This is a genomic window from Nocardioides sp. NBC_00850 (assembly GCF_045207335.1).
Lineage (GTDB): Bacteria > Actinomycetota > Actinomycetes > Propionibacteriales > Nocardioidaceae > Nocardioides.
The window spans coordinates 1,980,581-1,998,249 of record NZ_CP108845.1; the positions used below are offsets into that span (position 1 = coordinate 1,980,581).

Below are 17,669 nucleotides of genomic sequence, written 5' to 3' on the forward strand. Positions count from 1 at the left end.
ACGCAGCCAGGGACCGCCGATCCCACGATCGCCAGGTCTCTCCCGCAGACGGAGCCGCCGCCGCAAGGTGGAGGCATGAACATCACCGGAAACACCATCTTCATCCCCGGAGCGACCTCCGGGATCGGCCTCGCTCTCGCCCTGCGCCTGAAGGAACGCGGCAACACCGTCATCATCGGTGGTCGGCGTACGTCGCTGCTCTCCGAGCTGGCCCAGGTGCACGGCTTCGAGACCGTCCGCATCGACACCGCCGACGCCGCCTCGATCGCGGAGGCGACCGCCGACGTGGTCAGCCGCTTCCCGGACCTGAACGTGCTCGTCGCGATGGCCGGGATCATGCGCCCCGAGGACTGGACCACGCGGGGCTTCCTCGCCGATGCCGAGGAGACCGTGGTGACCAACCTGCTCGGTCCGATCCGGCTCATCGACGCGCTGGTGCCGCAGCTGCGTGAGCGTCCCGGCGCCACCATCGTCACCGTCTCCTCGGGGCTGGCCCACACGCCGCTGCGGTTCACGCCCACCTACAACGCGACCAAGGCGGCGATCCACCAGCTCTCCGAGTCGGTCCGGATGCAGCTGGAGCCGATCGGGATCCAGGTCACCGAGCTCGTCCCGCCGGCGGTCCGGACGGCCCTGATGCCGGGCCACGAGACCTCCCAGCACGCCATGCCGCTCGAGGCGTACGTCGACGAGGTGATGGCGCTGCTCGAGGCCGATCCGGACGCCCACGAGGTGCTCGTGGAGCAGGTCAAGCTGCTGCGCTACGCCGAGGTCCGCGGCGACTACGACCAGATCATCGGGGTCCTCAACGCGGCCGAGGAACGGGTCCGCTGACCCCGGATCGGCGGCCGGGCCCGGCGGCCTAGACTGAGCCAACATGAGCGAGCTCACCGTGATCGTGCTGGCCGCCGGTGGCGGCACCCGGATGAAGTCCAAGACTCCCAAGATGCTCCACCAGATCGCGGGCCGGAGTCTCGTGGGCCATGTCCTGGCCGCGGTCTCGGAGACCGGGGCGTCCCGTGTCGTCGCGGTCGTGGGACACCAGCGCGAGCTGGTCGAGCCCCACATCGCCGAGATCCTGCCCGAGGCCGTGATCGCGGTCCAGACCGAGCAGCTCGGCACGGCACACGCCGTGCGGGTGGCGGTCGAGGCCGGCGCGGTCGCCGCCGGGACGGTCCTGGTGACGTACGGCGACACGCCCCTGCTGCGCGGTGAGTCGCTGCGCGCGCTGGTGGCCGACCACGAGGCCGCCGGCCGGGCCGCGACGATCCTGAGCGGGATCGTCCCGGAGCCCTTCGGCTACGGCCGGATCCTGCGTGGAGGCGCCGGGGTCACCGGGATCGTCGAGGAGAAGGACGCGACCGACGAGGAGCGGGCGATCAACGAGATCAACTCGGGGATCATCGCCTTCGACGGCGGCTTCCTGGCCGGGGTGCTTCCGCGGATCGGCAACGACAACGCCAAGAAGGAGTTCTACCTCACCGACGCGATCGCGCTGGCGGTCTCGGACGGGCTGGGGGTGGATGCGTTCGTCCTCGACGACGTCAGTGAGGCCGAGGGCGCCAACGACCGGGCCCAGCTCGCCGCGCTCGGGAAGATCCTCAACGACCGGATCGTGACCCGGTGGATGAAGGACGGGGTCACCGTGATGGACCCGGCCACGACCTGGATCGACGCCGACGTCGAGCTCGCGCCCGACGTCACCATCCTGCCCGGCACCCAGCTCATCGGTGCCACCCGGATCGACGAGGACGCGGTGGTCGGTCCCGACTGCACGCTGAAGGACACCGAGGTCGGCCACGGCGCCCGGGTGGTGCGTACGCAGGCAGAGCTCGCCGTCGTCGGACCCGGTGCCAACGTCGGGCCGTTCTCATACCTGCGCCCGGGCACTGTGCTCGGCGAGGAGGGCAAGATCGGCGGCTTCGTCGAGGTCAAGAACTCGACCATCGGGCCCGGCGCCAAGGTGCCGCACCTGTCCTACGTCGGCGACGCGACGATCGGCGAGGGCTCCAACATCGGGGCCGGCACGATCTTCGCCAACTACGACGGGGTCAACAAGCACCGGACCCGGATCGGGCGGCACGTGAAGTCGGGGTCAGGTGTGACGTTTGTCGCCCCGGTGGTCGTCGGTGACGGCGCTGCGACCGGTGGCGAGTCCCTGATCCGGGAGGACGTCCCGCCCGGTGCGCTGGCCGTCTCCGCAGGTCAGCAGCGGATCATCGAGGGGTGGGCACTGACGAAGAGGGCAGGCACAGCGCAGGCGGCCGCGGCCGAGGAGGCACTCGAAGCGGGCGTACCCATCCTCGGTGAACCCCCGGCGACAGGCGAGTGACCCCCGGGGTTGGGTCCGGCAGCGAAGTTGATGGAGAATCCAAGTGCAGTGACCCCGGGGGTAGGAGCCAGCAGATGACCAAGCGCACCACCGAGAAGCAGATGATGCTCTTCAGCGGCCGGGCTCACCCGGTCCTCGCCGAGGAGGTCGCCGACCTTCTGGGAACGAAGCTGACGCCGACCTCGGCCTACGACTTCGCCAACTCCGAGATCTACGTACGCTACGAGGAGTCGGTGCGCGGTTCGGACGCGTTCGTCATCCAGTCGCACACGGCGCCGATCAACCAGTGGCTCATGGAGCACCTGATCATGGTCGACGCGCTGAAGCGCGCCTCGGCCAAGCGGATCACCGTCGTGATGCCGTTCTGGGGCTACTCCCGCCAGGACAAGAAGCACCGCGGTCGCGAGCCGATCTCGGCCCGTCTGGTCGCCGACATGTTCAAGACCGCGGGTGCCGACCGGATCATCTCCGTCGACCTCCACGCCGACCAGCTCCAGGGCTACTTCGACGGTCCCGTCGACCACCTGATGGCGCTGCCGCTGCTGACCGACTACATCAAGGACAAGTACGGCAACCAGCCCCTCGCCGTCGTCTCTCCCGACGCCGGCCGGATCAAGGTCGCCGAGCGCTGGGCCGCGCGGCTCGGTGGGGCGCCGCTGGCGTTCATCCACAAGACCCGCGACATCAACCGGCCCAACGAGACCGTCGCCAACCGCGTCGTGGGTGAGGTCAAGGACCGCATCTGCATCCTCACCGACGACATGATCGACACCGGTGGCACGATCGTGAAGGCCGCCGACGCGCTCATGGCCGACGGTGCCGCCGGCGTGATCATCTGCGCGACTCACGCGATCCTCTCCGACCCGGCCGTCGACCGGCTGAAGAACTCCACCGCCACCGAGGTCGTCATCACCAACACCCTCCCGGTGCCGGAGGAGAAGCAGTTCGACAAGCTCACGACGCTCTCCATCGCCCCCATGCTCGCCCGCGCGATCCGCGAGGTCTTCGAGGACGGCTCGGTGACCTCGATGTTCGACGGTCACGCCTGATACTTGCTTCGTGGCGGGTGACTTCGAGCTGACGACCGACGAGCTCCGGGTCGTCGCCCGGTACGTCGCGGAGTCTGCTGCCGAGGTGCTGCCCCTGTTCGAGACGGCCTGCCCCGACGATCCTCGACCGCGGCTGGCGCTGGATGCGGCGCGGGAGTTCGTCGGTGGTGGGCGACGTACGAAGCTCCAGCGGGTCACCTCCTTGGACGCCCATCGGGCGGCCAAGGAGGCTCCTTCTGAGGCGGCTCGGCTGGCCGCCCGAAGCGCCGGTGACGCAGCCTCGGCCGCCTATCTCCATCCGCTCGCCGATGCCGCTCAGGTCGGGCACATCCTGCGTGCCGCAGCCAGCGTCGCTCGGATCGCGGAGCTCTCCGAGCCTGGGGCTGCCGTGGCCTCCCTGGACCGTGCAGTCGAGCGTGCGAGCCCGGTGCTGCTGGACGTTCTCGCGCGCTATCCGGTCGTACCGGCCGGCAAGAACCGTGTCGCAGAGCTCATGAGTACCCTCGACAGCCGACTGAGAGCGTCTGGCTGACGACTGGTTGTCAGGGGCCGATGAATCGGGCGGCGACCTCGCCGGAGAGCGCGGCGTCGATCCGCGCCCGGAGCTCGGACGGCATCTCCGGGAGCTCGTCCACGCGGAACCAGCCGACATCCGCGGACTCGTCATCAGCGACGTACGCCTCGCCCGAGCGCCATGTGCAGCTGAACGTGAGGTCCATGTAGACCGCACGATCCCCGTTGGGGTAGACCATCGGACTCGTCGCGCCTACCGACGCCAGCCGGTCGACCGAGATGTCCACCCCGGTCTCCTCCTTCGCCTCGCGTACTGCTGCCGTCGCGGGCTGCTCGCCGGGGTCGACGATCCCGGTGATCGGTGTCCATCTCAGGTTGTCCGCGCGCTGGACCAGGAGGATCTCGTCTTCTCTGCGCACTACCGCTGTTACGCCCGGGAGCCAGAGCAGCTCGGTGCCTATCTTGTGGCGGAGGTCGACGATGAAGTCTGGGATCGGCATGGTGTTCACGGTAGCTGGGTGTTCTTCGGGGTTGGGGTGGGCCGCCGACCCGTTCTTTGAGGGTCTTCTCGACAGTCCCCGGAGTAAAGGACGGCCTTCGGCCGCCGGCTTCGCCGGCCGCTTCGCGGTCCTTGACACCGGGGCCCGTCGAGAAAGATTTGGCTGGCTATCGGGGCGGCGGCCCGGGTGTGGCGCGGAGAGATTCGTACGCGCTTGGGCTGGCGTTGAGGGGCGTGAGGGTGGCCCTTCGGGCCACTTACCATCCACAGATGCTAGGTCGTTCGCTCACCGCGAAAACGATGGTTGACCTGGGAAAATAGATGGCCAAGGACGGGCTGGAAGCGTAGAATCAGACTCATCACAGCACACCTCTGAAGGGGAAGATGGCGATGAGTCTCGGCCGCTCGATCGACCACTGGGGCACCAACCCCGGCGACGCGATCGACGCCGCCTTGGAGGCCATCGAGACCGCCCTCCAAGACCTCCTGGCCACCGATCCCACCTACTGGCGCACTGGGCAGAAGAAGGACCTGCTGGAACGGTTGGAGAAGCTCCAGGCCCAACAAGCCGCCCTGAAACTCCGAGTCCTCGCCGCTGCTGGTGACATCGCTGAGGAGACCGGCGCCAAGGACGCCTCCGGGTGGATGCGGACCGAACTGCTGGTCGACAAGGCAGTTGCCCGCTCCCAGATCAAGCTCGCCGCAGGTGTCGCGAAGTACGAGCAGGTCGCTGCCGGCCTCGCTGAGGGTGGCGTGTCCCAGGACAAGGCACGGGTGATCACCCAAGCCCTCGACCAGATCGAGAACGACCCCGCCGCCAGCTCTGAGGACCTGGTCCTGGCCGAGAAGCTCCTGGTCGACTACGCCACCAGCCTCACCGCGAACGAGTTGAAGATCGTCGGGCGACGAATCCTGACCGAGATCGACCCCGAACGATTCGAGCAGGCTGAGGCCAAAGCCCTCCAACGAGAAGAAGAGCACGCCCAACGGCGCACCTTCTTCTCCTCCCGCGACAACGGCGACGGCACCATCGACATCCACGCCCGCGTATCCCGGGCGGTCGGGATGAGGCTCCGCACCCAGTTGGATTCGCTGGCGCAGCCGAGGAAGCTGTCGGCCGAGGACAAGGGCCGCAAGGCCCCGTATGACCGGCTGCTGGGTCAGGCGTTCGCCCGGGTGGTCGAGACCTACGACGTCGACCAGCTCCCCAGGCACGGTGGCCACGGCACCACGGTGTTCATCACGATGAGCGTGGACGACCTCCGCAAGGACCTCGGCACCGCCGCCCTGGGTTTCGACGGGGAGCAGATCACCGCTGCCGAAGCCCGACGGATGGCCTGCAACGCGGATCTGGTTCCGGTGGTGTTGGGCACCGACTCCGAGATCCTCGACTTCGGCCGCACGGCCAGGTTGGCGTATCCGATCCAACACAAGGCGCTCCGGCTACGAGACAAGTGTTGCCAGGCCGAAGACTGCGACGCCCCCGCAGCCTGGACCGAGGCTCATCACCTGAAACCGTGGTCGGAAGGCGGACTCACGAATCTGGCGAACATGGTCTTGTTGTGTGCGAGCGATCATCGCCGGATCCACGATCCGAACTACGCGTATGAGCGACTTCCGGATGGTCGGATCCGGTTCACTCGTCGTACCTGAGCGAGCTGCTCCCAGCTGGCCGGCGCTGCCGCGCCCGTGTCATCAGAGCCCATCCGCGATGATCGCTGATCTGTGTCCGCGCTCCGTCGCGTCATGCCATCGCAGCAGTCGGCGTGCGCGCCGCCATTGGATGGCCTTGCTTGTGAACCCTTCACAAGGTGTCATCGTCTTGTAAAAGCACGAGGACGCCGTCGGCCCCCAGGAAACACCGGCCCGAGATCCCAAGCCCGTACGCAACCCATGGAATCCGGGCCCCAGCGTAAGAAGAAACCTCAGCTCACAGTCCCGCCGGTCACGAGCTCCGGGTTCTCAGCCAGCCACGCATCCATCTCGTCCTCACGCATAGCCGCCCACAGACGGCGGCCCTCGCGCTTGTCGAGACGGACGACGCTCTGCGCGCCTTCCTTGCCCAACCCCGCCACGGGGGCGGTGAAGAAGGTCAGGTCCGAAGAGGGCATTCGGGCGAGATCGAGGGCCAACCCACGAAGGTCGCGGCCGGAGAAGCCGGAGTCGACGGTGAGGTGGCGGGTGATGATGTCGAGAAGGTCGTAGGCCTTCTTGGGGTTCTTCGGGTCGACGCTCTGCCTCAGGCCGCGGAGGATGGAGCGCAGGACGTACTGCTGGCGCTTCACCCGGTCCAGGTCGCCGCCGGGGAGGCCGTAGCGCTGGCGTACGTAGAGAAGGGCCTCTTCACCGCTGAGCAGGTGGGTGCCCTTGGTCCAGGTGCGGTGGCGGGCGGAGTCGTGGACGGTCTCGGGGATGTAGACCTCGACGCCGCCGAGGAGGTCGCCGATCTCCTCGAAGCCGGCCCAGTCGACCCAGGCGACGTGGTCGATGCGTACGCCGGTGAGCTTCTCGACCGTCTGCACGCTGAGCCTCGGTCCACCCTGGGAGAAGGCGGCGTTGACCTTGGCCTTGCCGTGGCCGGGGATCCGTACCCAGGAGTCCCGGGGGATGGAGACGACCGAGGCCGAGCGGCGGTCGGCGCTGAGGTGGAGCAGCATCATCGTGTCGGCCCGCTGCTCGCCGGGGGTCCACGACGCCGTGGCCTCGCTGCCGGTGGTGGCTTTGCCGCCGGTGCGCCCGTCCGTGCCGAGGAGCAGGATGTTCAGGGCGCCCGCGGCTTCGCCGGCCGCCTCGGGACGCTCCTCGAGCCCGGCGAAGACATCGACGGTCCGGACCTGGCGGTCGAGGCGGTGGGCGAGGTACCAGCCGGTGCCGGTGATGGCGCCGACGAGTACGACGAACGCGATCCCGACGCCGAGCCAGATGCGCGTCTTCTTCATGGCCGTCCTCAGTGGTGGGGGTCGAGGGCGGATAGAGGCTAGTGGTCGCTACTCGCGGTCGTCGAAGTGGTCCTCCCAGGACCGCCGCAGGATCGTCGGTACGTCGCCGGCCAGGGCCGCGCGAAGCGCGTCGAGCTGACCCTCATCGAGAGCGATCCGCGGGAAGGCGCGGCCGACCTCGATGGCGAAGGCCTGGCCACGGGTGGCCAGGGCCGGCGCCTCGGCGAGATAGGCCGTGACGTAGGGACGCAGCAGATGCGCCTGCTCGGCGATCCACATCCCCGATGCCAGCGCCCCGAAGCGACGGTTGTCGACACCGGGGGCGAGCATCGCCTCCCAGGCGGCGTCCTTCGCGGTGGTCGAGGGGCGAGCGGCGAGGGCCCGAAGCGCGCCGAGGTCTCCCTCGGCGGTGCCGTCCCGGTCGCGCTCGGTCGCGATGAAGCGCGCGTCGGCCTCACCGAGCGAGGCGAGACGTACGATCGCCGCCCAGCGCGTGGTCGGCAGCAGCGGGATGCTGCCCCCGACCTTGTCGGCGTCCAGCCAGCCGCGCAGCAGGTCGGCGTCCGCGCTGGTCGCGGCCAGGGCGGCGGCCCAGGCCAGGGCCCGCTGCTCGTCGTCCGCGGAAGCCGCCAGGCCTGCGGCGGACGCGGCGGCGACCCGCGCGACCGCTCCGGCCGCGCGCGAGGCCGGCACCCGCTGCGGGATCACCACGGAGCGGGTCTCGGCGAGCACCCCCTCGATGATGTCGGCGCGGGTCTCGGCGGGCAGGTGGGTCTCGACCAGATCGAGGTAGTCGTCGGCCGACAGGTCACGCGATCGCACCCGGAGGGCGGTGGCGGACCAGAGCACGGCACGTACGAGCGGGTCCTCGAGTCGGGAGAGCCCGCCGGAGAGCGGCTCCCACGACCCCGGGTCGAGGCGGAGCGCGGCGAAGGTCTCGCCGCCGGCGTTGGGGACCACGACGAGCCCGGTGAACTCCGGCAGCGGCACTGGCTCGGCCCCCAGCTCGACCCGCTTGCGTTCCACGAGCCGGAGCGAGGAGTCGTAGCCGGCGACGGTGAACGCATGCGGCCGGCTTCCCTCGCGCTCCAGGACCGGGATGTCCCCGTCGCGCCGCACCGACACCGTGTCGAACCCCGGGCGCCGCAGCCAGGCGTCCACCCACCCGCGTACGTCCTTCGGCGAGCTCGCCGCGAGCGACTCGACGAAGTCGGCCAGGGTCGCGTTGGCGAACCGGAAACGGGTCAGGTGGCGGTTGACCCCGGCCATGAACTCCTCGTCACCGAGCCAGAAGGCGAGTTGCACCAGGCAGGCCCCGCCCTTGGCGTAGGAGATGCCGTCGAAGATGGTGGCGGCGGTGTCCACGTCGGGTACGTCCACCGCCAGCGGAGCGACCGGATGGGTCGAGCGGCGTGCGTCGGAGCGGTAGCCCCACGGCTTGCTCCCGATCTCCACCTCGACCCGCAGGTCCGAGAAGCCGGCGCCCGCCTCCGCGACCCGGTAGCCCATGTAGTCGGCGAACGACTCCTGCAGCCAGGTGTCCTCCCACCAGGTCATCGTCATCGAGTCGCCGAACCACATGTGCGACATCTCGTGGGCGATGATCACCGCGCGGATCGCCCGCTGGGTGTCGGTGATCGCGCCGCGCGGCAACAGCTCGTCGCGGTAGGTCACGCACCCCGGCATCTCCTGCGCACCCCAGTTGAGCCCGGGCACGAAGACCTGGTCGTAGGAGTCGAAGGGATAGGGCTCGTCGATGAGGTCGGCGTAGTGGGCGAAGCACGCCTCGGACGTACGCCGCAGCTCGTCCGCGTCCCGGTCCAGCTCGGCTGCCAGCGACCGCCGGGCATGCCAGCCGAAGTCGAGGCTCTCCCCGGAATCGAGCGCGTACGTCCACCGCACCGAGTGCCACGGCCCGGCGGCGACGACCAGCAGAGCCGGCGGGATCGGGGGAGTGGTGGCGAAGACCCAGCGGCCGCCGTCGTGCGAGACGACGGCGCCGTTGGCGAGGACGGTGTCGGCCGGATCTGCGGTGACCGCGACCGCGAACGACGCCTTGAGATCGTTCTGGTCGAAGCAGGCGTAGACCTTCGAGGCGTTGTCCATGCCCAGGTAGGCGGACACATAGCGCGACCCGTCGACGGGGTCGGTGAACGTGTGCATCCCGTCGCCGTCGGTCGTATAGGGCAGGGTCGCGGTCACCTCCACCTCGTTGACCGCCCCGTCGGTCAGCCCGGTCGACAGCCCGGTCGACAGCCCGGTCGAGAGGCCGGTCAGGCCCACCCGCACACCGTCGTACGCGGCCTCGACCGCCTCCCCGTTGACGACCAACGACACCGCGAGGGCGCCCTTCAGATCCAGGAACGTCTCGGCGACCGTGGAACGGAACCGGACCCGGGTGTGGCTCCGGAAGGTCTCGGGACCGGTGAGGTCGAGATCGAGCGAGTAGGAGACGGAGCTGAGCACGCCGGCCCGTGTGCGGGCCTCGTCGAGTGTGAGGGACACGACCTCCAACGTACGTCCTCGCAGGTCAGCACGCGCGCGCATTTCGCTGTGAGCGTGACCCGGGGATAGTCTGTGGCAGTTGCCTCGGCGAGGGAGCGTATCGCGCTCCGTGATCGACAAGGTGGACGTCTCTTCGGGAGACGCCGTGCCTTCGTCGCACGGCCTTCGTTGGACCAGCCGGGCGCCATTGACGTCAGCACCACTCATCGAGGAGTTCAACGCATGTCCAGCGAGAAGATCGTCGCCGAGAAGCGCACCGAGTTCGGCAAGGGTGCCGCTCGCCGCATCCGCCGTGAGAACAAGATTCCGGCGGTCGTCTACGGCCACGGCGCCGACCCGATCCACCTGAGCCTGCCGGGCCACGCCACCATGATGGCGCTCAAGAACCACGGTGCGAACGCTCTCCTCGAGCTCGACATCGAGGGCAAGATCCAGCTCGCCATGACCAAGCAGGTCCAGGTCGACGACGTCCGCCGCGTCATCGAGCACGTCGACTTCGTCGCCGTCCGGGCCGGCGAGAAGGTCACCGTCGACATCACCGTCCACGTCGTGGGCGACGCGATCTCCGGCACCATGGTCGTCACCGACGCCAACACCCTGACCGTCGAGACCGAGGCCACCCACGTGCCCGAGAGCATCGAGATCAGCGTCGAGGGCCTCGAGGCCGGCACCCAGATCCTCGCCGGTGCCGTCGAGCTGCCGAAGGGCACCACCCTGGTCACCGACCCGGAGGCCCTGGTCGTCAACATCACCGAGGCCAAGACCATCGAGGAGCCCGCCTCCGACGAGGCCGCCGAGGGCGAGACCGCTGAGTCCGCCGAGGCCGAGGCCACCAACGGCGAGTGACCGGCCGGTGACCGATTCGGTGACCGACGGCGTCTGGCTGGTCGTCGGCCTGGGCAACCCCGGGCCGACGTACGCCGGGCACCGTCACAACATCGGCTATCTCGTCACCGACGAGCTGGCCAACCGGCTGGACGGCAAGTGGCGTGCCCACAAGTCCGGCCGTGCTGACGTCGTGGAAGGGCGGCTCCCGGGGGCGACTCCGGGGCTGCCCGGCCCACGCGTCGTGCTCGCCCGTTCCCGGACCTACATGAACGAGTCCGGCGGGCCGGTCAAGGCGCTCGCGACCTTCTACAAGGTCCCGCCCGACCATGTCATCGCCATCCATGACGAGCTCGACATCGCCTTCGACACGATGCGGGTCAAGCTGGGCGGTGGCGACAACGGCCACAACGGCCTCAAGTCGATGCGGTCCTCCCTGGGCACCGGTGACTTCTACCGGGTGCGCGTCGGCATCGGCCGCCCGCCCGGTCGCCAGGAGGTGCACGACTTCGTGCTCTCCAACTTCTCCACCACCGAGCGCAAGGTGCTTCCGTTCGTGGTCGACACCGCCGCCGACGCGATCGAGACGCTGATCAACGAGGGCCTGGAGAAGACCCAGCAACGGTTCAACTCCTAGGGGTCAACTCCTAGGCGGCCGCAGATACCGGTCGTACGCTGCGACCGCGGCCAGCTGGGAGCCGACCTCGAACTTCCGCAGGATCGACTTCACCTGGGTCCGCACCGTCGTCTGGGCGACGCCGAAGCGCGCCGCGATCTCGGCGACGGTGGCCCCGTCGTAGAGCAGCTCGAGCACCTCGTGCTCGCGCACGGTCAGCGAACGGACCAGGCGGTGCATGCGCTCGCGACCGTCCCGCAGCAGGTGCCATTGCGCGATGAGCCCCTCGGCCTCGCTCGGAGTGTGCCCGCGCCGTCCGTCTGCCGCGTCGCGCAGCGTGTCCTCGATCGTGTCCGAGTCGGTGTCGGCGGAGAGCACCGCGACCGCACCGGCCTCGAGCAGGGCACCCCAGAGGCCGCCGCGCGGGGCGGGGGTCAGCACGACCCCGGGCAGGCGTACGCCGCGGACCAGGTCACACACCTCGCCGAGATGGGTCCAGCCGTCCAGGTCGGTGACCACCAGCCAGGCGGAGGGATCTCCGCCGAGCAGCTCGTCGGGTTCTGCGATGGTAGGCGCAGCCGCCGTGACCGTGATGCCGCGCTCGTCCAGCGCAACCGTCACGGCATCGAGGGTCATCGTCTCGTCGGCTGAGACAGCAACCCTGAGTCGTACGGTCGAGCCTGCCATGTCTGCCGCGCCGTTCGGTCGTCTCGGGCCCCGCCAGATCTCCCTGGGGGTATGGCTATTCTGGGGAGTCGCAGGCGGAGATCGGAAACCTGTTCTACAGTGCCCCAAGTTTGGGGATGACCTGGGACAACGTGTCCCGCAATGTAGTTTGTGGACGACTTCGAAATTCTATGACTCCTCAATTCTCGGTATTGGCCCGGAATGCGGTCACGTGGCGATACGGTGCTGATTACGTTGCCTTGTAAAGGTTTCGGTCACATCATTCAAATTGGGACGGCCCGACAAGCTCGGGCTGGGGGAGCAGGGCCTGGACACGGCCCTATTCGGGACTCATACCTCCTGGCCGACCCGACCTGGGGAGCAGTATGTCTACGTCCATTTTCCAGCGGATCAACTCGGGTTGGTTAACCACCGCCTACGCCACGACCACCGCCGTCTTCATCGGTATCCAGAGCTTTCTGATCGCCGTCCTTCAGGGACCTTGGGTCTCTTTCCGCGCCCACGGAGCAGTCCTCTGGCTGCTCCTCACGGCCATCGTCGTCACCACCTCGCTCGTCGCCGCCGCAGCGCTGCTGTTCGGTGGCGTGCGCATCTACCGGCGCGTGTGCGCGGCGGAGGCGAAGGCAGCCGACGAGATCTACCACGACCTGCTCAGTGCGCGTGAGACCCAGCGTCTCCACCGGGCCCGGATGCACGAGGTGACCTCTACTCTCGCCGGTGTCCGCTCGGCCAGTGAGCTGCTGTGCAACTCCGACACGCTCGACCCGGAGCGTCGCGTCGCGATGATGACCATGATGGGCAGCGAGCTCAGGCGCCTGGAGCGTCTCGTGCGTGCCCAGCGTGGCGGCGCGGACACGATGCCGATCGACGTCGGCGTGATCGATGTCGACGCCGTGATCCACAACCTCGCCCTGGCTCATGAGGCCAGCGGCACCACGGTCGTCCACGAACCCAGCAACGCGCTCGCCTCCGGCAGCTCGGACGCGGCGGCGGAGATCGTCAACATTCTTCTCGACAACGCGGCCAAGCACGGCTCCGGCGTTGTCGACGTCACGGTCCGGCACGAGCCTGGCGAGTCGAGTCAGATGGTCGTGATCGAGGTCTCCGACGACGGCCCCGGGGTCGCCCCCGAGGTGCGCGAGCGGATCTTCGAGTGGGGCGTCCGTGGGCCGGACTCGGCCGGCCAGGGCATCGGGCTCAACGAGGCCCACACCGTCGCCGAACGGATGGGCGGCTCGCTCCGCCTCGCCGCCGCGGACCGTACGACCTTCGTGGTCACCCTTCCCAGCGCCGTGATCCAGCGCCCCACCGCCGAAGCAGACAAGGAAGGCGCCTCCGATGACGTTGTCGCCGCGTAGCCAGTATCGAGTCGTCATCGTCGAGGACCATGTCCTCTTCGCCGAGTCGCTCGAACTCGCCGTCTCGATGGAGGGATACGACGTACGCCGCATCCCGATGCCCAGCGAGCCCGTCTCCACCGCCACGATGGTCTCCGTCGTGCTCCGCAACAAGCCGAAGGTCGTGCTCCTCGACCTCGACCTGGGGCGCTACGGCGACGGCGTACGCCTCATCGAGCCGTTGGCCAAGGCCGGCGTCGACGTGGTCGTGGTGACCGGTGCGATCGAGGAGGCGCGCTGGGGCCAGGCGCTGCGCAACGGCGCCCGCACGGTGCTGTCCAAGTCCCGCCCGCTCGGCGAGATCCTCGGCACCGTCAGGCGGCTCTACCAGGGCGCCTGCGTGCTCGCGGTGAGCGACCGCGAGCGGCTGATCCGGGTCTGGTTCGAGCGCCAGCACGAGGTCTCCGAGCTGAGCCGCCGCATCGAGCTGCTCACCAAGCGCGAGTCGCAGGTCCTCGGCCACCTGATGCTCGGTCGCACCGTTCACGAGATCGCCGTGATCGGCGTGGTCTCCGAGGCGACCGTGCGCACCCAGGTGAAGTCCATCCTCGCCAAGCTCCAGGTCACCTCCCAGATCGCCGCCGTCGGGCTGGCCCACCGCCTCGGCTGGCGGTCCCCGCAGTCGCTCGAGTGACCCCACTGGTCTGGACCAGCGGGTTCCGGTTCCCTCATTTGGTCTAACCGGACCCCCATCGGCCCCCAACGACCGCTTTCTTCCCGCATTGTTCTGGCATGAAGTAGCGTTCGGGCGCCCAGCAGCTATGGGGGAGATTGATGACGATAGAGCTGGCGTCGGTGGAGACAGTAGTCCCGCTCGACATCAACCGCCGGAGGGTGTCCGCCAAGGCACCCTCCCTTCGGTTGCAGGCCTCGATGGTCGACGGGCTCGCGCTGATGATCCTCGCGCCGCTGATCGTGGGACAGGAGATCGTCCACGCGCTCGCGTGGGGTCTGGTCTGGGGACTGGCCACCAGGATCACCGCGCCGAAGATCCTGCCCGGCGCCGAGCGCCTGCGGGCGACGGTCTCGGGGGTCTTCAAGGCGTTCATGGCGATGAGCATGGCGACCTGGTTGCTGGGTGCTGTGGTCGAGCTGCCGCAGGCGCAGCTGGTCGTGCAGACCATCCTCGGGCTGGTGACCGCGCTCGCGTTCCGGATCGTGGGCTACATCTTCAGCTCCCGGCCGCGCACCCCGCTGCGCGTCGTCGTGGTGGAGGCGGCTCATGACCACGGTGTGATCCCGGAGTGGACCCACCGGCTCAGCGGCGGCCTGATGGAGGCGGCGGCGGTCTGCCGAGCCGACGGGCTCTCCGGCGCGATCGCCTCGGTCGCTCCCGACGCCGTGCTGGTCGTCCCTGGGCCCGACCTGGCCGGCCGCGAGATCCAGCGGCTGGCCTGGACGAGCGAGTCCTTCGGCCTGCCGCTCCTGGTCAGCACCCGGATGCAGGACGTGACCCCGCAGCGTACGTCCTCGATGCGGCTGGGCTCGATGACCCTTCTCTACGTCGACGAGGCCCTGCGGGCGCGGCTGACCCGGGTGGCCAAGTACGTGTGGGAGTGGCTGGCCGCGGCGGCCGCCGTCGCCGTGCTCCTCCCGGTCTTCGCCGTGATGGCGGCCGTGATCAAGCTCGACTCCCCGGGTCCGGTCTTCTTCCGGCAGGTGCGCGTCGGCCGAGGCGGCAAGCAGTTCCGGATCTGGAAGTTCCGCACCATGGTCGTCGACGCCGAGTCGCTGCTGCGCACGCTCGACCACCGGCCGGGCCACGTCCTCTTCAAGCTCCGCGCCGACCCCCGGGTGACCCGGGTGGGACGGGTGCTGCGGAAGTACTCCATCGACGAGCTGCCGCAGCTGTTCAACATCGTGCTGGGCCAGATGTCGCTGGTCGGGCCCCGGCCGGGCCTGCCGAGCGAGGTGGCGATGTACGATCGGGACTCTCATCGCCGACTTGCGGTTGCACCCGGTCTGACCGGGCTGTGGCAGGTCTCGGGGCGTTCGGACCTCTCCTGGGAGGACACGGTCCGCCTGGACCTGGACTATGTGGACAACTGGACGCTGTTGCGGGACTTCGGAATCGTCGTTCGTACAGTCAAAGCTGTTGTGCGTGGCTCTGGCGCCTACTAGTGAGTGTCGCCTAAACTCCCAGGCCGTTGTGTGAGCAACCCAACACGTACGAACAACTGGATCCTCGACGGGAACGTCCCCCATGCAAACCTCCCCCCACCCCATGATTGCCGGCCGTTATGAGCTGCACCGCCTGATCGGGCGAGGCGGCATGGGCGAGGTATGGCAGGCCATGGACCTCACCCTGCAACGCTGGGTCGCGGTCAAGGTCGTGAGGACGTCGGCCGACCCGACGATGATCGAGCGGTTCCGGCGTGAGTCGCTCTCCACCGCGGCCGCCAGCCACCCCGGCACCGTGCAGGTCCACGACGCCGGGATCGAACGCACCGGCAACGGCCCGATGGCCTTCCTCGTGATGGAGCTCCTGACCGGCCCCGACCTCGGCGAACGCCTGCGCTCGCACGGCCCGCTGATCGCCCGGGAGGCCGGTGAGGTCATCGTCCAGGCCGCGCGTACGCTCGCCGCGGTCCACGCCCAGGGGATCGTCCACCGCGACATCAAGCCGTCCAACCTCGTCTACGACAGCGACCGCAGGATCAGGATCGTCGACTTCGGGATCGCCCAGCTCGCCCGGCTGGGCGACCAGCGGCTGACCTCCACCCACGACGTGGTCGGAAGCCTCGGCTACCTCTCGCCCGAGCGTGGCTCGGGTGGCGAGGTCGGTCCGCCGAGCGACATCTACTCCCTGGGCTGCGTCTTCTACGAGATGCTCACCGGCCACACCCCCTACTCCGGCGGCGCGCCGGCGACGATGGTCTACCAGCACGCCACCGCGCCCATCCCGAGGGTCAGCGGTGCGGTCCAGGTGCCGAAGATCATCGACGACCTGGTCGCGATGATGATGGCCAAGGACCCCGAGCAGCGGCCGAGAGCTCACGACGTCGTCGCGGTGCTCACCGGCTCGGGCCCGCTGCCGGTCTTCGACGCGCAGGTGCCCAGGCAGCGTCCGATGCACGCGTCGGGTCCGATCAGCACCTCCGGTGCCTACGAGGCTTTCGGCGGGAGCGGCTCGTTCCCCGCAGCCGGGACCGGGTCGACCGGTGCGACCGGCTCGTCGGGGGCGTTTGCGAAGATCGGGGCCAGCGGGTCGTTCCCGACCGGCGGGTCCCGGGTGGCGAAGCGCTCCGGCGCCAACCGGACGTTGAGCATCCTGCTGGCGGTGGCCCTGGTCGGTGTCGCTGTCGGCGGCCTGGCGACCTTCGCCTCCTTCCGGAGCGCATCGGAGACCGGCCGGGCGGCCGCGCTCAGCGAGGCGCTCCCGGAGACCATCGAGCTCGCAGTCGACGTGATCTTCGAACGGGACGCGCTGCAGCCCGTCGCGCAGGCACCGGTCAACGTACGCTCCACCTACCTGCACACGACCGACCTCGCGGTCGAGGAGTGGCGGACGGCGGCGGCCGAGATCGACGTCGACGGTGACGCCGAGCTGCGGAAGCTCGACCACGACATCACCGAGGTGCTCGACGACTTCGAGCTCTACCGGGTCGAGATGCAGGAAGGCGACCGGGCCAGCCAGGACGCCGCGCGCGAGGTCTACACCGCTCTGGCCAGCAACCTGCTGATGCTCGCGGGACAGGTGCCGGAGCTGGAGGACAACCAGACCGGCGACCAGGTCCGCAACCTCAGCAAGCTGACACAGGCGGCGGAGGCGTTCAGCATCGAGCGGGAGCTCATGGTCGTCGCGCTGTCCGAGAACGAGATCGGTACGAAGTCGGTCAAGGAGCTCACCGACGCGGAGGCCGCCTGGGTGAAGGCGTCCTCGGCGTTCTACTCGGGCGCCTCGCCCGAGCTGCAGGCGGAGCTCGACCGGGTCTCCGACGGCACCTTCGACAAGGGCTCGGGCGCGATGATGGTGCAGCGTACGGTCCGCGATGTCGCCGCCAAGGGCAGCATCGAAGGCGTCGCCACCGAGCTGAGAGCGGCGTCGAAGGGCGAGCCGATCGTCCGCACCTGGTCCGACGGCGCCGTCGAATACATCCAGAGCCTTCTCCAGGTGATCCTGAAGTCGGCCGAGACCATGGCCAACGACGTCACCGACGTGCATGAGCGCGCCAAGACCGGGCTGATCCTGCGCGCGGTGCTGACCGGGGTGGCGCTGGTCGCCGCGATCGGGCTCGGGCTGGGCCTTTATCGGACTCGGCGGTCGGCTGGATAGAGTTCCGCGGGTGACTTTCGAAGCGGAGCCA

The 17,669-nt window shown here is 69.0% G+C and carries 15 protein-coding genes; 11 read left to right on the forward strand and 4 right to left on the reverse strand.

The annotated features are described in order from the left end of the window. Positions 1-75: 75 nt before the first annotated feature. From OH802_RS09815 to OH802_RS09830, 4 genes are all read left to right on the forward strand, one after another. A complete protein-coding gene (locus OH802_RS09815) occupies positions 76-834 on the forward strand; it encodes an SDR family oxidoreductase (RefSeq protein ID WP_406027388.1) in 759 nt (252 codons plus the stop codon). 43 nt (positions 835-877) lie between these two features. Then, positions 878-2,332 (forward strand): bifunctional UDP-N-acetylglucosamine diphosphorylase/glucosamine-1-phosphate N-acetyltransferase GlmU, encoded by a 1,455-nt coding sequence (gene glmU, locus OH802_RS09820; RefSeq protein ID WP_406027390.1) that lies wholly within the window; start codon positions 878-880, stop codon positions 2,330-2,332. Positions 2,333-2,406: 74 nt separating this feature from the next. Further along, on the forward strand, positions 2,407-3,381 hold the full coding sequence (locus OH802_RS09825) for a ribose-phosphate diphosphokinase (protein WP_091052555.1): 975 nt from the start codon (positions 2,407-2,409) through the stop codon (positions 3,379-3,381). Positions 3,382-3,391: 10 nt separating this feature from the next. Further along, positions 3,392-3,913, forward strand: a complete 522-nt coding sequence (locus OH802_RS09830; RefSeq protein ID WP_406027392.1) for a putative immunity protein — start codon at positions 3,392-3,394, stop codon at positions 3,911-3,913. Positions 3,914-3,923: 10 nt separating this feature from the next. Here the strand turns inward: OH802_RS09830 and OH802_RS09835 are convergent, their stop codons facing one another. Next, positions 3,924-4,394 (reverse strand): NUDIX hydrolase, encoded by a 471-nt coding sequence (locus tag OH802_RS09835; RefSeq protein ID WP_406027394.1) that lies wholly within the window; start codon positions 4,392-4,394, stop codon positions 3,924-3,926. A 389-nt stretch (positions 4,395-4,783) separates the two neighbouring features. Here OH802_RS09835 and OH802_RS09840 point away from each other — a divergent pair, with 389 nt between their 5' ends. After that, the gene (locus OH802_RS09840) at positions 4,784-6,046 is read left to right on the forward strand and encodes a DUF222 domain-containing protein (protein ID WP_406027396.1); all 1,263 of its coding nucleotides are present in this window, start codon (positions 4,784-4,786) and stop codon (positions 6,044-6,046) included. Positions 6,047-6,318: 272 nt separating this feature from the next. Here OH802_RS09840 and OH802_RS09845 read toward each other — a convergent pair whose 3' ends face one another. Then, positions 6,319-7,332, reverse strand: a complete 1,014-nt coding sequence (locus OH802_RS09845; RefSeq protein ID WP_406027398.1) for an LCP family protein — start codon at positions 7,330-7,332, stop codon at positions 6,319-6,321. A 48-nt stretch (positions 7,333-7,380) separates the two neighbouring features. Next, positions 7,381-9,837 (reverse strand): aminopeptidase N, encoded by a 2,457-nt coding sequence (gene pepN, locus OH802_RS09850; RefSeq protein ID WP_406027400.1) that lies wholly within the window; start codon positions 9,835-9,837, stop codon positions 7,381-7,383. A 222-nt stretch (positions 9,838-10,059) separates the two neighbouring features. Between pepN and OH802_RS09855 the strand changes: the two genes are divergently transcribed. Further along, positions 10,060-10,683: a 50S ribosomal protein L25/general stress protein Ctc gene (locus OH802_RS09855; RefSeq protein ID WP_406027402.1), complete on the forward strand. Its 624-nt coding sequence runs from the start codon at positions 10,060-10,062 to the stop codon at positions 10,681-10,683. Between the two features lie 7 nt (positions 10,684-10,690). Next, a complete protein-coding gene (gene pth / locus OH802_RS09860) occupies positions 10,691-11,299 on the forward strand; it encodes an aminoacyl-tRNA hydrolase (protein ID WP_406027404.1) in 609 nt (202 codons plus the stop codon). Between the two features lie 3 nt (positions 11,300-11,302). On the opposite strand, the gene OH802_RS09865 is transcribed toward pth, so the two are convergent. Continuing rightward, on the reverse strand, positions 11,303-11,965 hold the full coding sequence (locus tag OH802_RS09865; RefSeq protein WP_406027406.1) for a LuxR C-terminal-related transcriptional regulator: 663 nt from the start codon (positions 11,963-11,965) through the stop codon (positions 11,303-11,305). A 365-nt stretch (positions 11,966-12,330) separates the two neighbouring features. Between OH802_RS09865 and OH802_RS09870 the strand changes: the two genes are divergently transcribed. The 4 genes from OH802_RS09870 (at position 12,331) to OH802_RS09885 (ending at position 17,638) form a co-directional block, all read left to right on the forward strand. Next, entirely contained in the window at positions 12,331-13,323 is a 993-nt protein-coding gene (locus OH802_RS09870; RefSeq protein WP_406027411.1) for a sensor histidine kinase, read from the forward strand. Continuing rightward, positions 13,304-13,996, forward strand: coding sequence for a response regulator transcription factor (locus tag OH802_RS09875; RefSeq protein WP_091052720.1), 693 nt, complete (start codon positions 13,304-13,306; stop codon positions 13,994-13,996). The genes OH802_RS09870 and OH802_RS09875 overlap by 20 nt, the downstream gene beginning before the upstream one ends. A gap of 140 nt (positions 13,997-14,136) precedes the next feature. After that, positions 14,137-15,483 carry an exopolysaccharide biosynthesis polyprenyl glycosylphosphotransferase gene (locus OH802_RS09880; protein WP_406027414.1) on the forward strand — a complete coding sequence of 449 codons (1,347 nt, stop codon included), beginning with the start codon at positions 14,137-14,139 and terminating at the stop codon, positions 15,481-15,483. An 82-nt stretch (positions 15,484-15,565) separates the two neighbouring features. Continuing rightward, positions 15,566-17,638 (forward strand): protein kinase domain-containing protein, encoded by a 2,073-nt coding sequence (locus OH802_RS09885; protein WP_406027416.1) that lies wholly within the window; start codon positions 15,566-15,568, stop codon positions 17,636-17,638. The last annotated feature ends 31 nt before the right edge of the window (positions 17,639-17,669 follow it).